Below are 15,381 nucleotides of genomic sequence, written 5' to 3' on the forward strand. Positions count from 1 at the left end.
ACTCTTTAGCCTTGTTGTCCTGTGGACTCACGCTGTAGACGCATTAACGGACGCAGTACCTTTTGCAACATACGTGGGTAGTTGCCCAGCTCGTCCCTGCGCAATACGCGCAGTACAACCAGCAACAGCAAGTAGCATACCAGTACAGCTGCCCCTGCAATGCAGCACGCGATCAAGAAGGCCACACGCGCAGGCATCAGATGCACCAGTAGAATACAGGCTTCATTTACACCGTATCCAATAGCTCCCGAGACGACGACTGCGGTTAAGAACCCTGCCCAGCGACGGCCCATGATGGAAAAGGAGACGATCCCTTTAAGCACACGCAAATTCAGCAACGTGATCACGAGGAAACATAATCCGGTTGCGGCAATGATCCCGTAAATTCCAAGCCAACCAGCCAGCAGCCAGCTCGCTGCAAACTTGACGACGATACCGACCATGACATTAACCATTGAAATACGCGGCTTGCCCATACCGATCAGTATTGAATTAGAAGTCATCATCGTAATCTGAAATATCGTTCCGAGTGTCAGAACAGCGATGATACCACTGCCTCCAAGCGAGCTAAACAGTAAACCATTAATAGAATAGGCGGTTACACATAAAGCTAGCACAATTGGCATTCCAGTCAAAATAGAGATACGCAAGGCCAGCGTCATCTGATTTTGTAAATGCTGCTCATCCTTACGAGCAAATGCCGCTGAAATGATCGGAATGAGCGATTGGCTGAGCGCAATGGCCAAAATCGGCGGAATTCCCGCCACACTCTGTGCCCGAGAGCCTAGATAACCCAACTGAGTAGTCGCCTGATCCAATCCCACTTGACCAGATAGCAGTCTCACCACAATCGACGTATCAATAAAGTTGACCGCCGGTACCGTCAGAGACGATAATACAATGGGAATGGAAAGCTTGAAAATATCTTTGTAAATGCGCATCATCGGTAGCGCGGAGCTTTCCTCTTGGAATTGATCTTGACGATCCTGTCGATCCTGGCGACGCAATTTCACCGTGTAGTACAACATGACCGCTAGAGCGCCAAGGCTTCCCATGACACCTCCAAAGGAGGCCCCGGCCGCAACCTCGCGATCTCCATAACCCAGCTTCAAAATAACAAAAGCGAGTACAATAGCAGTCGCTACCCGTGCAACCTGCTCCACAATTTGTGAAATACCGCCTGCGGTCATATTACCGCGCCCTTGGAAGTATCCACGCATCATGGCAATGGCAGGGAACAGCAGTAATGCTGGTGCCAAAGCCTGAATGGCCAAAGCGGATTGCGGAACCCCTGCTACATGCTCGGCAAAGTAAGGTGCTCCAAAATACAGTAGCGCTGTAATGATAATGCCTGCCGCGGCCGCGAATATCAAAGCCGCTCGATACACACGTCGTGCTTCCGAAGGCCGATCCAGTGCATAACGTTCTGAAACCATTTTGCTCAATGTGCTTGGAATACCGGCCGTAGCCACCGTAAGCAGCATCAAATAAGCGTTGTTCGCAATGGTAAACGAGGCGTTCCCGACGGAACCAAGCAGATGCTCCAATGGAACACGCTGTACCAGACCAAGCACTCTGGCCACCAAGGCGGCAGCGGCTAAAATAAGCGTACCTTTAAGGAATGTTTCTTTATTGGACAAAATGCGTTCCCTTCTTTCTTGCTGTTCACACGCATGCAAAAGCCCCGCACAAACAATCATGGCCTGAGCCATCACCGGTGCGGAGCCGCATGTCGATTCTGTCTCTGCAAATCATAATAAACGAAAACGAATCTCGGGTCATAACACCCAAATCAAGAATACAATAATCATGGCAAGCTGCAAAATCACTTTCATCACGGTGCTGGTAAAAAGGCCTAATACAGAGCCAAAGCCCACTTTAATAGCTCGGTCCAGCGGGGCTTTGCCAATTAGCTCACCCAGCACAGCGCCGATAAATGGCCCCAAAATCAGACCAAATGCCGGAATAACGAAGGGACCAATAATAATCCCGACAGTGCTGAGGATCGCCGACAGACGCGAGCCGCCAAATCGCTTGACTCCCCAGGCATTCACAGCATAATCTGCAACAAAAAGGGCAACAACGATTAGTGTTTGTATAATCCAAAACAATGCATTGTATGGAGCAAACGAGAAAAACCAGCCGTAAACAAAAAATGCAAAATAGATGGCGAGCGCCCCCGGCAATACGGGATATACCGCCCCAGCCATGCCCACAATGAACAGCACAATGACAACAATCCAGCCTACAACGTCCATGGGCCTCCTCCTTCTCGTTCATTCATCCTGCTTGCTGCATCATTCGTTTCATTACACAAGCACATAATCACGGATCACTTCTACAATGCCGTCGTCATTGTTCGAAGCCACGACCACATCAGCGGCTTCTTTAACCGTATCCTGAGCATTCCCCATTGCTACGCCCAGTCCAACCGCTTGAATCACAGCCAGGTCATTCAGACTGTCGCCAACGGCAACCACCTGCTCCAAGGTAATGCCAAGCAGGTCGCACACTTCAGCGATTCCACTGGCTTTGGATATACCAGCCGGGTTAATTTCCAAATTTGTCATCGAAGAATTGGAAATTTCAAGTCCACCCATGTCCTGAAGCTTAAGCAAAATTTGATGGCGAATTTCGTCATTTTCCGTATTATAACCGAATTTGAGCCACTCCTGTGTGTCCAATGTATCCGGCCAACGATCCCTGTTATATAATTCCTCTGTTGAGTACGCCCAGAACCAGGAGTCTGTTTCTACAGCAATCTGGTGCATCTTGCGAACGAGCTCCTTATCAAGTAAATAACGTCGCCACAACTCGTGGGGTGATTTCCACACCTCACTGCCGTTTACGGTTACCATTGGCGTCTCCAGGCCGAGTTGCTGACCGTAGGGCAGAGCATGCATGGCTGCACGTCCGGTGGACAAGCATACATGAATCCCTTCCTGAATCGCCTTGTTAATCCAGTTAATCGTTTCCAAGGAAATTTCATGATTATCATTCAGTAAGGTTCCATCCATGTCGAGCGCAAGCAGTTTGTATTTATATTGGTTTTCTCCCATAGTCTCTCTTCCTCCTGTATGTCCCTTATGTCCAACGACATTTTACCATGAAAAAGAGAAGCCCACAAAAAAATTCAAGTCCTCACTTTGCTGCCAGAGGCTTTTTAGGAGTACCATCTAGCCCATATACTTCGTCATACGCATCAAATATTTTACGCGCAACCGGTCCAGCGCTCGTCGCACCAAAGCCCCCTTCAGGAATGATGACCGCTACCGCCAGCTTCGGATTTTGACGTGGAGCAAAAGCGATGAACACCCCATTATCTTTAACCGTACGCCCCACCACCTGCTGAGAAGTTCCCGTTTTGCGGGCATAATCATAAGGAAATCCGTTAAAGGCTTTAACATCCGTAGCCATACCCCGAATCACTGTATTCCAGTACGTATCTGAAAAGGCGACCTCATTCAGCACCTGCGGCTTAAACTCACGTACGAGATTCCCCTGATCATCTACAATTTTGCTGACCAAATGAGGCTGCATGCGCTTGCCCTTTGTTGCCAGCACAGTCGTATACTGGGCCAGTTGCATGGCCGTATACTTTCCCTGCTGACCAAAGGATGCCTGTACCAATCGTGTCAGCGCACTTTCATGCTTGCTCGTATACTCAAGTCTCCCCGCCCACTCGCCCGGCAGATCTACTTCTGTCGGTACGCCTAATCCAAATGCCTTCATATACTTGTCCCATACGTCAATTCCCTGATGCACCCCTGCATTACTTCCGTATTTGTCATACATTGGCTTGCCGATCATATCTACCATAAACGTATTCGACGAGACCTCAATTGCCCTGCTAGGTGTCAAAGAACCATACACATGTCCGCTAGAATTCCCAACCCGGCTGGAGCGATTTTTGCCGTAGTACGCACTTCCCGTATCCTGATAAGTCTGTCCGGGAGAAAACAGGTTTTCCTTCAACCCGATCAGCACGGTTAGCGGTTTAATGGTTGAACCCAAAAGCACCGAGGATTCTGGATGTGGACCCTCTTTTCCGCTAGGCACGGATTTAATTGTTCCATTTCCCATTTTATGCTGAATTTCGTCATATACCGAAGGCGAGGTACTTCCACTTTTCCATACATTAGAGTCATAATCCGGCATACTGGCCATTGCCACGATATTTCCGGTCTCTACCTCCATCGCTACAGCGAAGCCAGTGGTAGCGTCTTGATGAAGCTTCCCCGATACGGCATGAGTATGAAGCCAGCGAAGCTGATCCATAATGGCCTGTTCGGTTTTCTGCTGAATTTCCTTGTTGAGGGTGGAATATAAATGATGTCCTTTTTCAGGAGGAGTAATGGATTCAATGCCCTCCGGCATGCTGCGAGGATTGACCTCTACCGTTTTATATCCGTTTTTTCCTCTCAACTCGTCCTGGTATTGCAGCTCCAGGCCATCATATCCAACCGTTTCACTTTCCAGGTAAACCTGTTCTGGTCTTAGAACCTCCGAATTAGCTTGGTACAGCTCTTTATATTTGGTTCGGTTCGCACGGGCTCCTTTGAACTTGTACATATATCCAATCGTTTGTACCGCCACCCGATCCGGGTCATAATGGCGTACACTTTCTTCTACAACCTCTACACCAGGAAACTCTGTCCGATGCTCCAGAAAATAAGCGATTTCCTCCCGACTCAGGTCGGATTTGACCAAACGTGGGGTAAATCCCCTATATTGATTATAGTCCGGGTCCAGTCTCTTTTTTATTTCCTCTGCATTAAGCTGCTCTCCTTCGGTACGACCCAGTTCGTTTAATTTGGCAGTAAGCTTGGCAGCAAATGCATTGAGCTCAGGGAGCAGCTTTTCCCCCGGCTTGCGATCTTTCTCCGTACGTTTGCTATAATCCTTAGATAAAGTTACATACAAGGACTGTACTGAAGTCGAATACGCCAGCTTAACCGTACCTGTGGAGTCATAAATCGTGCCGCGACTCGGGGCTAACGGGACATTTTTCGTATTTACAGATTGCTGCTGGCCCTTCAGCTCCTCCGATTGTACAAACTGCAATACAGCTAGTTTGGTAATGATCAGGGCAAACAGCACAAAAGCACTAAAAAACAGTAGGTTGGTTCGTAAAACCGTCTGTTTTTTTCGTGACTCTTTATCCTCTTCATGATTTTTCTTTTTGAATGAAAACTTTTTATCCAAACTTCTTCTGTCCATATTAGCTGGTCATTACTCCTTCCAAAGGGTTTCATATTCCTGATCCTACCATATCGAAAGCAATAAACGATGAATTCCCAGATGACAATTTTGTAAGAAAACGTAGAAAAAACATAAAAAAGCTTCCCTCAGCCCAAAGGCTAAGGGAAGCTTTCATGAAATGTCATCGTATAAAAGGATTATGGCTGTTTGATTGCGTTAGAATCAGTTGCTGTTTCAACCTTTTTCTTAGGTACCCCGTCCAGACCGTACACTTCATCGTAAGCATCAAAGATTTTGCGTGCCACAGGCCCAGCACTCCAAGCTCCGAAGCCTCCTTCAGGAATGACAACGGCTACAGCCAGCTTGGGATTCTGGCGTGGTGCAAAGGCGATAAATACCCCGTTATCTTTTAGTTCTCTGCCCACACTTTGCTGCGATGTCCCCGTTTTGCGAGCAAAGTCATAAGGGAAGCCTTTAAATGCGCTGACATCTGTTGCCATCCCGCGTATGACCTCATTCCAGTATGCATCCGGGAATTTCACTTCATTTAGCACCTTCGGCTTAAACGTTTGAACTACATTACCGTTGGTATCTTTAATTTGGCTGACCAAATGTGGCTCCATCCGTTTGCCCTTGGTAGCAATCATCGTTGTGTACTGGGCAAGTTGCATAGGTGTATATTTACCTTGTTGACCAAAGGAAGCATATGCCAGTTTGGAGAGGGCTGATTCGTCTTTTTTCGTATATTCTAAAAGCCCCTTGAACTCACCGGGCAAGTCTACTCCAGTAGAAACACCTAATCCAAACTCCTTCATATAACGATCCCATACGTTAACGCCCTGGTCTTCTGTAGCATTATTTCTGTATTTATTATATAAGCGCTTGCCAACCATATCGACCATGAAAGCATTAGAGGAATGACGTATAGCGGTAGCCGGGTCCATTGAACCGTACACATGACCAGATGAGTTCCGCACCCGTGCAGAGTTGTTACGTCCGAAATAGGCTGCTCCTGTGTCTTGATAATACGTATTTGTTGTAAACAGTCCTTCTTCCAATCCAATAAGAACAGACAGCGGTTTAATAGTTGATCCGAGAAGCACGGTAGAATCTGGGTGCTGTCCAGATTGGCCTGAGCCAACATTCTTAATTGTAGCGTTTTGATACACATGTTTTATTTCTTCATATTTGTCTTTTGAAATCGTACCCGTTTGCCAATAATTCGCATCATAATCCGGCATACTAGCCATCGCCACCACATTTCCTGTATCCACTTCCATAGCCACAGCAAAGCCTGTTTTAGCATAAGGATGAGTCCTGCCAGATACAGCGTGTGTATGAAGCCATCTCAATTGATCCATAATAGCATTTTCAGTCTTCACCTGAATTTCTTTGTTAATCGTGGAATAGACATTATCCCCTTTTTGCGGAGGTGTAACAGAATCTACGCCTTCCGGCATATTCCGTGGATCAATTGGAACTGTTTTATATCCGTTTTTCCCTCGTAACTGTTCCTGATATTGAAATTCCAGTCCATCAAAGCCAACAGATTCGTTATCCATATAAATGAGACCCGGATCATTTTCAGCTGACATGGATTTTTGGATATTCTTATATTTAGTCAACGTTTCACGCGCACTTTTATAGCTTTTAATGTAGCCAACCGTTTGAACAGCTACTGTATCAGGATCGTAATGACGTACCGTTTCTTCAACGACATCTACGCCTGGAAACTCACTTTTATGCTGCATAAAATAGGCAACTTCATCTTTGTTAAGATTCGTTTTAATCAAACGCGGCGTAAAACCGCTAAATCGCTGATAGTTTCGGTCCATAGCATCCATAATTTGTTCTGCCGTCATTTTCGGCTCATCTTTATTACCATATTGAGCAAACCGATTTGCCAGCTTTTGTGTCATCTTTTCCAACTCAGGCAACAGCTTTTTATCTGGATTACGCTTTTCTTCCAGGCTGTCACTATAATTCTTGGAGAGCGTAATATACAGCGATTGTACAGGTGTAGAATACGCCAGTCTGTTCTGCCCGGTGGAATCGTAAATCGTTCCGCGAATCGGCGTAAGCGGTACATTTTTGGTAACATTACTGGCCTCCTGCTGCTTAAGCTGAGGTCCATCTACAAATTGAAGTATCGCCAGTCTTACAATAATGACCGTAAATATAATGAACGAGCTGAAAAAGAACAGATTGATCCGAAAGCTAAATCTTTTCCGATCAGACGTCTCGTTGTCTTTTCCCTGCTCGTTGTCTATCTTTCTCATGTGCCCTTTTCCACTCCTTATTAAATCACTTTATCCTTGATATGTGTTTGGGCAAAACCAGGCGGATTAAACCAGTCCCCACTTTGCGCCCAGGTCGGGTCTAGCGGTACCCACTGATTCTGTCCGCTCAAATATACCTCATTCCAGGCATGGGACCCGTATCCTCCCTGTCCGTTGTATCCAAGGCCTGTTACAACCTTGACCTGTAGCCCCTGCGAACGAGCCATCATCGCATACAGGCGGGCATAATCAATGCACACTCCTTTACGTGTATCAAACGTATCTCTAGGAGTCTGTTCATGCCAGTCACCACGTTGCTCATAGGCTTCCACCTTACTGTAATCATAGCTAATACGGGTGCCTACCCATTCATACAACGCTCTAGCTTTTTGCTCGTCACCGCTAGCCCCTTCTGTAATCTTGGCCGCTGCCTGAACGATATCGTTCGGAATTTCCCGGTCAATCATTTCGTATTTACGCTGCAGGATACCGTTTAATTCCTTGGTAACGGCCTGCGTAAATACGGGCAATTTATCCTTAATCAGTGTACCGGATAACGGCTCAATGACCGATTGCGCTCCCTGCTTATAAATCGGTGAAGCTTGGACGTAGCTGCTAAACCCGCTGTCTGGATACAGACTTACGCCGATGAATAGCAGGGCTATAACCATGATAGCGCGTGCTCCACCAATAAGAGTACCTATTCCAGCCCCTGCCACCCTGCTGAAAAAGCCTGATTTTTTTTCATGCTCATGGAAAGAAGAATCTGACTTGCCACCTACCATCAACACATAAATTGCACGTAGTACAAATTGGGCGATCGCATAACTAAGCATGAACAATACGGCAAACCGTAGCAGCGGAAACCCCTCTAACCCTGCCACCAACGTATAATAAAATTGCTCAATCCCACTTAGTTCTCGCTGAGGCAAATGTTCCATGTAAGCCGCCAGCCATTGTTGTACCTTCGGTGAAAGCCACATGGCTAATCCGAGCGAGCACAAAATACCCGCCACAGTCAGTATGCCATCCACAATAAGACTGAACAGCGCCCCTACAGATCTGGAAGCTCCTCGTCTCCAGCCCTGAATCAACGACAGCAGTACAATGACAATCAAAAACACCGTCACGCCATTCCAATGAAGAATAGGCTCCAGCCAGGATGGTTTCATTGTGTTCCTCCTGTCTCTACGGCGACTGTGGCGACTGTGTTACAGCCGAGCCTTTCGCACCTTCGATATATTTCTTGACGGTATCGCCCATACTCCACTCGCCCAGCGACATCCCCTGAAACCATACCTTGACCTTGTCACCATCAAATGGACCTTTCACTTCCAGGTTGGAGCTGGTTACCGAAAACGTACCATCCGCGTTGGATGTGTATTGGGCATCCCTTCCCTCTTTGATCATCATGTTCAAAGCCTCGCTCTGAACCTTGTTAATCGCATCATCCTTTGCCTGAGTAACGACCTTGCCGACCTGTTCAAAGGAAATGCCACTGTAGATAAGCAAGCCTGCAATGACGACAATGACAATCAGCCATTTTACGAGAGTTCTTACAATCTTTAATATGACTAACAGTAGGACAAGCCCAATTAATATATACAGCCAGTTATCCTGAACGATCTGCCAATTATGTTCCAAAAACTCTGTCCAGATGCCCTTATCCATTTCGCTACACTCCCGTTTTCAACTACATCATTCAAATCACAAAATTGTCTCTGTAATTATACATGATTACGTGATGCCCTGTCAGCTTAGCTCTTGTACATACCTTGTTATTCAATTCTTGTCCATACAAAGTGGTCTATGTTCGTCCACTCCAGCGTACAACTTAGGAAGGGCCAATACGTCGTGCAACATGAAAGTTTACATTAGGGAAGGGGGTCATCCCATGAAAACAGCCCTCTGGCTGTATCTCTTTTTATTCATTGCTTTTTTCGATCTGCATGCACAATATCCTATTTTGACACCATTCGCTATCTCCCTGGGTGCAGCACCTACTTTTATTGGCTGGATGATGGGGATTTACTCTCTAACTCATCTGCCTGGTAATTTGATGGCCGGCCCCAAGGTCGACAAACACGGCAGCCGCCGATATATTATGTTCAGCCTAACAGCCGCAGGCATCATTCTTGTCATTCAATCATACATCCACACACCGTGGGAATTACTTTTTCTTCGGGCGATTAGCGGTTTTGTGTTAGCCTTTTTATCTCCGGCCTGTCTAGCCATGTTGGCACAGCTATCCGATCATCCAGTTACGCAGGGCAAATATATGTCGGGACATGGTGTCGTTCACACGCTCGCCTCTGTCCTGTCTCCAGCCGCCGGCGCATTTATCGTAGCCAGTTTCGGCTTTAGTGAGACGTTTAGTTCCCTTGGCATCATTCTCGTAGTCACGGGACTTATGGCTTATTTCACCTTGCCCAAAACAGCACCCGCTCCACAGGCCCAATTATCAGATGGTCATGCGACATCTGCTCCACTATCCGGGGTACAGAAGACGCGTTTACCATTCAATTGGCGTTACCTGCTCCTGCCTTTTGTTTTGGCGTGTGCACAAGGCATTTTATTTTACGAAATTCCATTACGGAATAACGGTTCTGCGTCTATGATGTCCACCGGATTGCTCTTTTCCATCATCAGTTTGGGAGCACTTTGCACGCTCAGTCTGCTGTTTCTGAACAAATATTCACCAATGGTGCGACTACTTTGTGGCATTATTTTGATGTCTCTAAGTTTTTACGCACTCGCCACCACGCCCGAAGCGGCGATTGGTATCATACTTTTTATTTTGGGAACAGCCAAAGGCATCATTTTCCCAGCGCTGGCCTCCCTTTTCATACGAATTGGAGGTGCGCGACTGGGCAAAACCTTTGCACTACAGTCTATTGCAACATCTATCGGCTCCTTTGCCGGACCTGTACTGGCAGGTCAGCTACCCGATCACATTTCTCCTTTTTTTATCGCATTTCTGATTCTGATGGCTGGCCTGCTATTCGTTCCTATTAAGCGATTATCTCCGACGCCGCCACTGTCTGCCTCAGGACCTTATCATTCCTAGCTAGTCTGAGGGCAGTGGTATGCTAATATGCTACCTTTAAAGCCCAAAATGTCGTTTCAGAGGGCAAATGCACAGTACACTATCCCCCTATCCACATAGACTATTTTGACTGAACATTCACTAACAAAGGGAGGTGCAGCCTGTGAGCCACTGTCATCCTGTAAACCCTTGTTCTGTTTTTGGAACTTCAACTGGCATCATTCTTGTTCTTTATATTCTGCTCGTCATCATTCTCCGTACTTGCTGGTTTTAATGTCTGAATTGCCCTAACATGTTGCCCCTTGTACCCATGCCTGCCACTTCTGGCAGGCTGTTTTGTTATTTTTTGCATGAGAACCCTATTTGGAGCTACACTATACACATATTCTTCATTTCCCGGGGAATTTCGAGCATATGTATCAGACAAGGGGTGAGCTTAAATGGCGATAACCGTGATTGTTGAAGGGAAAAATGACCGCAGCAAACTTCGCCGATTACTTGACCCGGAGGTTCACATTTTATGCACCTTCGGTACACTCAACTCTATAAAACTGGAATCCCTCCACAAGCGGGCCAAGCACGACGAAATATATTTATTTATGGACAATGACAGCTCAGGGAAGAAAATAAGAGGTGTGCTTGCAGACTCTTTTCCGGATGCCTGCCATATGTATACCCGCAAAGGCTACGCTGGCGTAGAAGGCACTCCAGACGAATATGTGATCGCTCAATTGGAAAAAGCAGGGTTGGAAGAATACATTATATACCCGCCACCTGTTCTTTATTCTTGAAAATAACAAAAAAGCTGTCCTCAGGCCGCTTGCATGCCTGTTGGACAGCTATATGGTGCACTATAAAATGCCTCTAAAATGACATTAGAACTTATGAACCGTATCGACGATCATCAGCAAGAAGCTGAGTGTCAGATGGTTAATGGAAAAGAAAAATACTTTTTTTGCCCAGGAATCCGTTTCTTCTTCCTTAATCGTAAAACCTTTAAAGGCGTAGAATGCCCACAGCACGGACAGTAACACGGACACGATCATAAAAATCATACCGGCATATCCATAAGCATACATAAGGATGGGTACCGGAATCAGCAATACAATATAAGGAATCATCTGAATCTTGGTCCGATGGATACCTTTTACGACTGGCAACAACGGAAATCCTGCTGCGCGATATTCCTCAACTCTGCGAATAGCAAGTGCCCAAAAGTGAGGCGGCTGCCATAAGAACAGGAGAGCGAATAAGAGCCAAGCGCCCATATCAATACGACCTGAAGCGGCCACATAACCAATCACAGGAGGCATTGCACCAGAAATACCGCCGATGGATGTACTCCATGTAGATGAACGTTTTAACCAAAGTGTATAAATACCGACGTAGACGAACATACCAAGTAATCCCAGTAATCCTGCCTTTACACCAGAGAAGAAGAATAGAACAGCTAACCCGACAACACCCAAAATAATAGCGTATGACAACACCGTTGTAGGGGTCAGACGCCCTGTTGGCAGTGAGCGATTACGTGTACGTTCCATTTTCAAATCCAGCTCACGGTCAAAATAGTTGTTAAAAACACAAGAAGACGCCATAACCAGCATTGTACCTAAAAGTGTAAGAATTAGCTTTATATAATCAACGTCCCATTGCGATGCTAACCAAAAACCACCAAAGGCTGCAACCAGATTGGTACGAAGGATGCCTGGCTTGGTAACTGTAATAAAATCTTTCCAAGTGCCCGCTTTGCCGGGTGGTTTAGATTTTACAGAATAGGTAGCCGCATCCGAAGAAGTCTTATAACTTATATTATCCATTGTGAGTAACTCCCCCTTAGAGATGTATGAATTCGGGAGTAAGTTGAACTCCGATATAAATTTTATCATATACCTACCCGAAAAAGTTTGACAGAAAACGCACAAAACGTTCACAATTCCGATGGCAAATCGCCCCTGCTGATCGTTTACAGTAAATTTGGGTAGTAATAAGTACAGGAAACAATACAAAAGGAGCGACAGATATGGATACAGCCACACACTTTGTCATGGGAATCGGATTGGCCGGGCTGGCCTACACTGATCCTGTCGTCGCCGGAGATCCAAAGTTGGCCGCAGTCGTACTGCTCGCTACAGTCGTAGGGTCACAAGCTCCGGATTTTGACACTTTGCTTCGGTTGAAAAATAATGCAGCCTACATTCGCAATCACCGTGGACTGTCGCATTCAATTCCCTTCTGGTTGATATGGATCTTGTCCATAACAGGACTGATTTGCCTGATCTTCAGAGATGTGCCCCCAGGTCATGTAGCATTATGGGTAACGATTGCTGTCTGCCTGCATGTATTCACTGATTTATTTAATACGTACGGAACACAGGCATTCCGGCCGTTTACAAACAAGTGGATATCTTGGAATATCATCCATATTTTCGATCCCTTTATTTTTGGCACCCATGTTGCTGCGATTATGCTGTGGGTCACCGGATTGATTCCACCCGCTCCCTTGTTTATTACGCTGTACGTTATTATTGGCCTATATTACATTTGGCGAACCTGGAGTCATTTTATAACCAGAAAAGCGGTACGTGATATGGACAATGAGCGTCAGGAGGGCGACATCTATTATATCATTCCCACCGTATCATGGAACCGGTGGCACGTGGTAAAAGCTCATCAGAATGGAAGTTATGACATTGGCGGTTTAAATGGCAAACACTTATTTTGGACGAAACATGCAATTCCATCCACACATCCTGCCGTAGAAGCATCCAAATCCTATCGCGATGTGCAAGCATTTCGCTATTTTTCCTCTTTTGCCGTTGCCGAGGTGGAAGAACTGGAATGGGGCTACATTGTGCGATGGGGAGACGTCAGGTATCGACACCGGAGACAATATCCATTCGTGGCTGTGGTCGCGATGGATAAGCAGTTCGGACTGATCAACAGCTATATTGGATGGCTCAGTGACGAAAAGATGCAAAAACGCCTTTCCCTGCATACGAATTAAAACCTGCCTACAAGCTAACAACAAGCCGTATGAACAACAGACAGCAAGTCTCCCTTCATCTGGAGCTTGCTGTTTTTTTGGCCATTCGTGTAATAAATCACATCTCATGAAAGCGCCCTCTTGACGAAGCGGACTTGCGTGATTCACAATGGTGATAAGCCATGCGTAAAAAAATCCGGAGCATGATCGCTCCGGATTTTCTTCATCACAGTTGCTCATAATACAGCTTCCAAGATGGAGTGTTTATGTGTATTACTGCAAACGGCTGCTGCCCGACAAGGATTGTTCTGCTTGTTGGACCAGCTTTTTCGTGATATATCCCCCAAGAGAACCTGTTTCGCGGGAAACAACATTACCGAAGTAACCGTCCTGAGGGATCGTGATGCCAAGTTCTTGAGCTGCCTCATATTTTAATTGTTGTAAAGCGGCGTTGGCCTGCGGTACTTGCAGGTTGTTTGAACGACGTCTGCTCATATTTGAATCTCCTTTCAGTTCTTTGTGAGTGAGGTTCATTGCAAGCTTGCAAGATTATTATGGCTCGCTTACAACTACTTATTCCTGAAATTCAACATTCGAACACTGGAGGTTTTTACCAATGAGCAAAGGTTTATCCCTATGGTTCGCCGTTTCATCCATTGTCCTGCTGACCGCAGCCGCTATATCCATCAGTTATTCCGCATGGCTTGCCATTCTACTGGGACTATTATCTGTCGGCAATATCGGCTGGGGTTTCGTGGTCAAAGCCCGACAACGCCGCTCCTAATCCAATCCTTTAAAAGGCCTAATCCGTTTCGTCTCAATATGCTTTAGCGTACACGTGGCAGAAAGCCCATGCGCTCTTTGACCGCAGACAACGTGACTTCAGCCGCTTCTTGTGCGCGCTCTGCGGATTGGGCCAAAATACGTCCAATCTCACCGGATTCCCGGATGTCACGATAGCGTTGCTGAATCGGTTCAAGCATAGCTACAACGGTCTCTGCCAGTTCTTTTTTAAATGTTCCGTACATTTGACCTTCATAGCGATCCTGCACTTCTTGGAGTGACAAACCGGAACACTGGCTGTAGATGCCCATCAGATTACTAATTTCCGGTTTATTGGCCGGATCATATCTAACCTCACTGCCGGAATCAGTAGTAGCGCGGCTGATTTTCTTGCGTATGACTTTCGGTTCGTCTAGTAGCGCAATAAAGCTGCCTGCATTCGGATTGCTCTTGCTCATTTTTTTGGACACATCATCCAGGGACATAATTCTCGCCCCTACTTCAGGGATATACGGTTCAGGAACAGTAAAATAATCTCCATAACGGTGATTAAAGCGACCCGCCAAATCGCGTGTCAGCTCCAGATGCTGTTTCTGATCGTCGCCTACCGGGACGAGATCCGCGTTGTAGAGCAAAATGTCAGCTGCCATCAACGATGGATATACGAACAGCCCTGCTCCTACAGAGTCCTTGCCTGCTGCTTTGTCCTTAAACTGAGTCATACGTTCCAACTCGCCCATATTCGTCAGTGTTGTCATCAACCATCCCAACTCAGCGTGCTGAGGAACATGGGATTGTAAAAAGACATTGGATTTTTCCGGGTTAATACCTGCTGCGATAAATAATGCTGCTACCGCCTCCGACTGCTCACGTAATTGAGCCGGTTCCTGCGGTACGGTAATTGCATGAAGGTCTACGACCATAAAGTAACATTGATGATCCTCTTGCAATTTGACAAAGTTTTTCATGGCACCAATGTAATTGCCCAAAGTAAGTTGTCCGCTAGGCTGAATACCTGAAAGTACAGTTTTCATATTCTTCCTCCTCAGTATTTCAAAATTAGAACGCAAAAAGGCCCCGCATCC

Annotated in this window: 15 protein-coding genes; 5 read left to right on the forward strand and 10 right to left on the reverse strand. The window is 46.3% G+C overall.

From position 1 onward, the window contains the following. Positions 1-5 precede the first annotated feature (5 nt). The 7 genes from ACYCSE_RS04230 to ACYCSE_RS04260 form a co-directional block, all read right to left on the reverse strand. Entirely contained in the window at positions 6-1,640 is a 1,635-nt protein-coding gene (locus ACYCSE_RS04230) for a putative polysaccharide biosynthesis protein (protein WP_459701585.1), read from the reverse strand. A gap of 138 nt (positions 1,641-1,778) precedes the next feature. Continuing rightward, on the reverse strand, positions 1,779-2,258 hold the full coding sequence (locus ACYCSE_RS04235) for a DUF456 domain-containing protein (RefSeq protein WP_061829850.1): 480 nt from the start codon (positions 2,256-2,258) through the stop codon (positions 1,779-1,781). Positions 2,259-2,309: 51 nt separating this feature from the next. Beyond that, positions 2,310-3,059, reverse strand: a complete 750-nt coding sequence (locus ACYCSE_RS04240) for a Cof-type HAD-IIB family hydrolase (RefSeq protein WP_235308417.1) — start codon at positions 3,057-3,059, stop codon at positions 2,310-2,312. A gap of 82 nt (positions 3,060-3,141) precedes the next feature. Further along, positions 3,142-5,220, reverse strand: a complete 2,079-nt coding sequence (locus ACYCSE_RS04245) for a peptidoglycan D,D-transpeptidase FtsI family protein (RefSeq protein WP_459701588.1) — start codon at positions 5,218-5,220, stop codon at positions 3,142-3,144. A gap of 179 nt (positions 5,221-5,399) precedes the next feature. Continuing rightward, a complete protein-coding gene (locus tag ACYCSE_RS04250; RefSeq protein WP_254350146.1) occupies positions 5,400-7,481 on the reverse strand; it encodes a peptidoglycan D,D-transpeptidase FtsI family protein in 2,082 nt (693 codons plus the stop codon). Between the two features lie 20 nt (positions 7,482-7,501). Then, positions 7,502-8,653 carry a transglutaminase domain-containing protein gene (locus ACYCSE_RS04255; RefSeq protein WP_446675991.1) on the reverse strand — a complete coding sequence of 384 codons (1,152 nt, stop codon included), beginning with the start codon at positions 8,651-8,653 and terminating at the stop codon, positions 7,502-7,504. A 16-nt stretch (positions 8,654-8,669) separates the two neighbouring features. Then, positions 8,670-9,152, reverse strand: coding sequence for a hypothetical protein (locus tag ACYCSE_RS04260; protein ID WP_459701591.1), 483 nt, complete (start codon positions 9,150-9,152; stop codon positions 8,670-8,672). A 223-nt stretch (positions 9,153-9,375) separates the two neighbouring features. Between ACYCSE_RS04260 and ACYCSE_RS04265 the strand changes: the two genes are divergently transcribed. The 3 genes from ACYCSE_RS04265 to ACYCSE_RS04275 all read left to right on the forward strand — a co-directional run bounded on the left by ACYCSE_RS04265 (position 9,376) and on the right by ACYCSE_RS04275 (position 11,318). Next, positions 9,376-10,548 carry an MFS transporter gene (locus ACYCSE_RS04265; protein ID WP_061829856.1) on the forward strand — a complete coding sequence of 391 codons (1,173 nt, stop codon included), beginning with the start codon at positions 9,376-9,378 and terminating at the stop codon, positions 10,546-10,548. 142 nt (positions 10,549-10,690) lie between these two features. Further along, positions 10,691-10,801, forward strand: a complete 111-nt coding sequence (locus ACYCSE_RS04270) for a YjcZ family sporulation protein (protein WP_250240291.1) — start codon at positions 10,691-10,693, stop codon at positions 10,799-10,801. A 166-nt stretch (positions 10,802-10,967) separates the two neighbouring features. After that, positions 10,968-11,318 (forward strand): toprim domain-containing protein, encoded by a 351-nt coding sequence (locus ACYCSE_RS04275; protein WP_459701594.1) that lies wholly within the window; start codon positions 10,968-10,970, stop codon positions 11,316-11,318. Between the two features lie 84 nt (positions 11,319-11,402). Here ACYCSE_RS04275 and cyoE read toward each other — a convergent pair whose 3' ends face one another. Continuing rightward, positions 11,403-12,347 carry a heme o synthase gene (cyoE, locus tag ACYCSE_RS04280; RefSeq protein WP_013311855.1) on the reverse strand — a complete coding sequence of 315 codons (945 nt, stop codon included), beginning with the start codon at positions 12,345-12,347 and terminating at the stop codon, positions 11,403-11,405. Positions 12,348-12,550: 203 nt separating this feature from the next. Here cyoE and ACYCSE_RS04285 point away from each other — a divergent pair, with 203 nt between their 5' ends. Then, positions 12,551-13,534, forward strand: a complete 984-nt coding sequence (locus ACYCSE_RS04285) for a metal-dependent hydrolase (protein WP_061829858.1) — start codon at positions 12,551-12,553, stop codon at positions 13,532-13,534. Between the two features lie 252 nt (positions 13,535-13,786). On the opposite strand, the gene ACYCSE_RS04290 is transcribed toward ACYCSE_RS04285, so the two are convergent. Beyond that, positions 13,787-14,008 carry an alpha/beta-type small acid-soluble spore protein gene (locus ACYCSE_RS04290; RefSeq protein WP_013311857.1) on the reverse strand — a complete coding sequence of 74 codons (222 nt, stop codon included), beginning with the start codon at positions 14,006-14,008 and terminating at the stop codon, positions 13,787-13,789. A 121-nt stretch (positions 14,009-14,129) separates the two neighbouring features. Between ACYCSE_RS04290 and ACYCSE_RS04295 the strand changes: the two genes are divergently transcribed. After that, positions 14,130-14,297: a hypothetical protein gene (locus ACYCSE_RS04295; RefSeq protein WP_007431986.1), complete on the forward strand. Its 168-nt coding sequence runs from the start codon at positions 14,130-14,132 to the stop codon at positions 14,295-14,297. A gap of 43 nt (positions 14,298-14,340) precedes the next feature. Here ACYCSE_RS04295 and trpS read toward each other — a convergent pair whose 3' ends face one another. Further along, positions 14,341-15,330, reverse strand: coding sequence for a tryptophan--tRNA ligase (gene trpS, locus ACYCSE_RS04300; RefSeq protein ID WP_061829859.1), 990 nt, complete (start codon positions 15,328-15,330; stop codon positions 14,341-14,343). Positions 15,331-15,381: the final 51 nt, after the last annotated feature.

The organism is Paenibacillus sp. SEL1 (assembly GCF_054602535.1).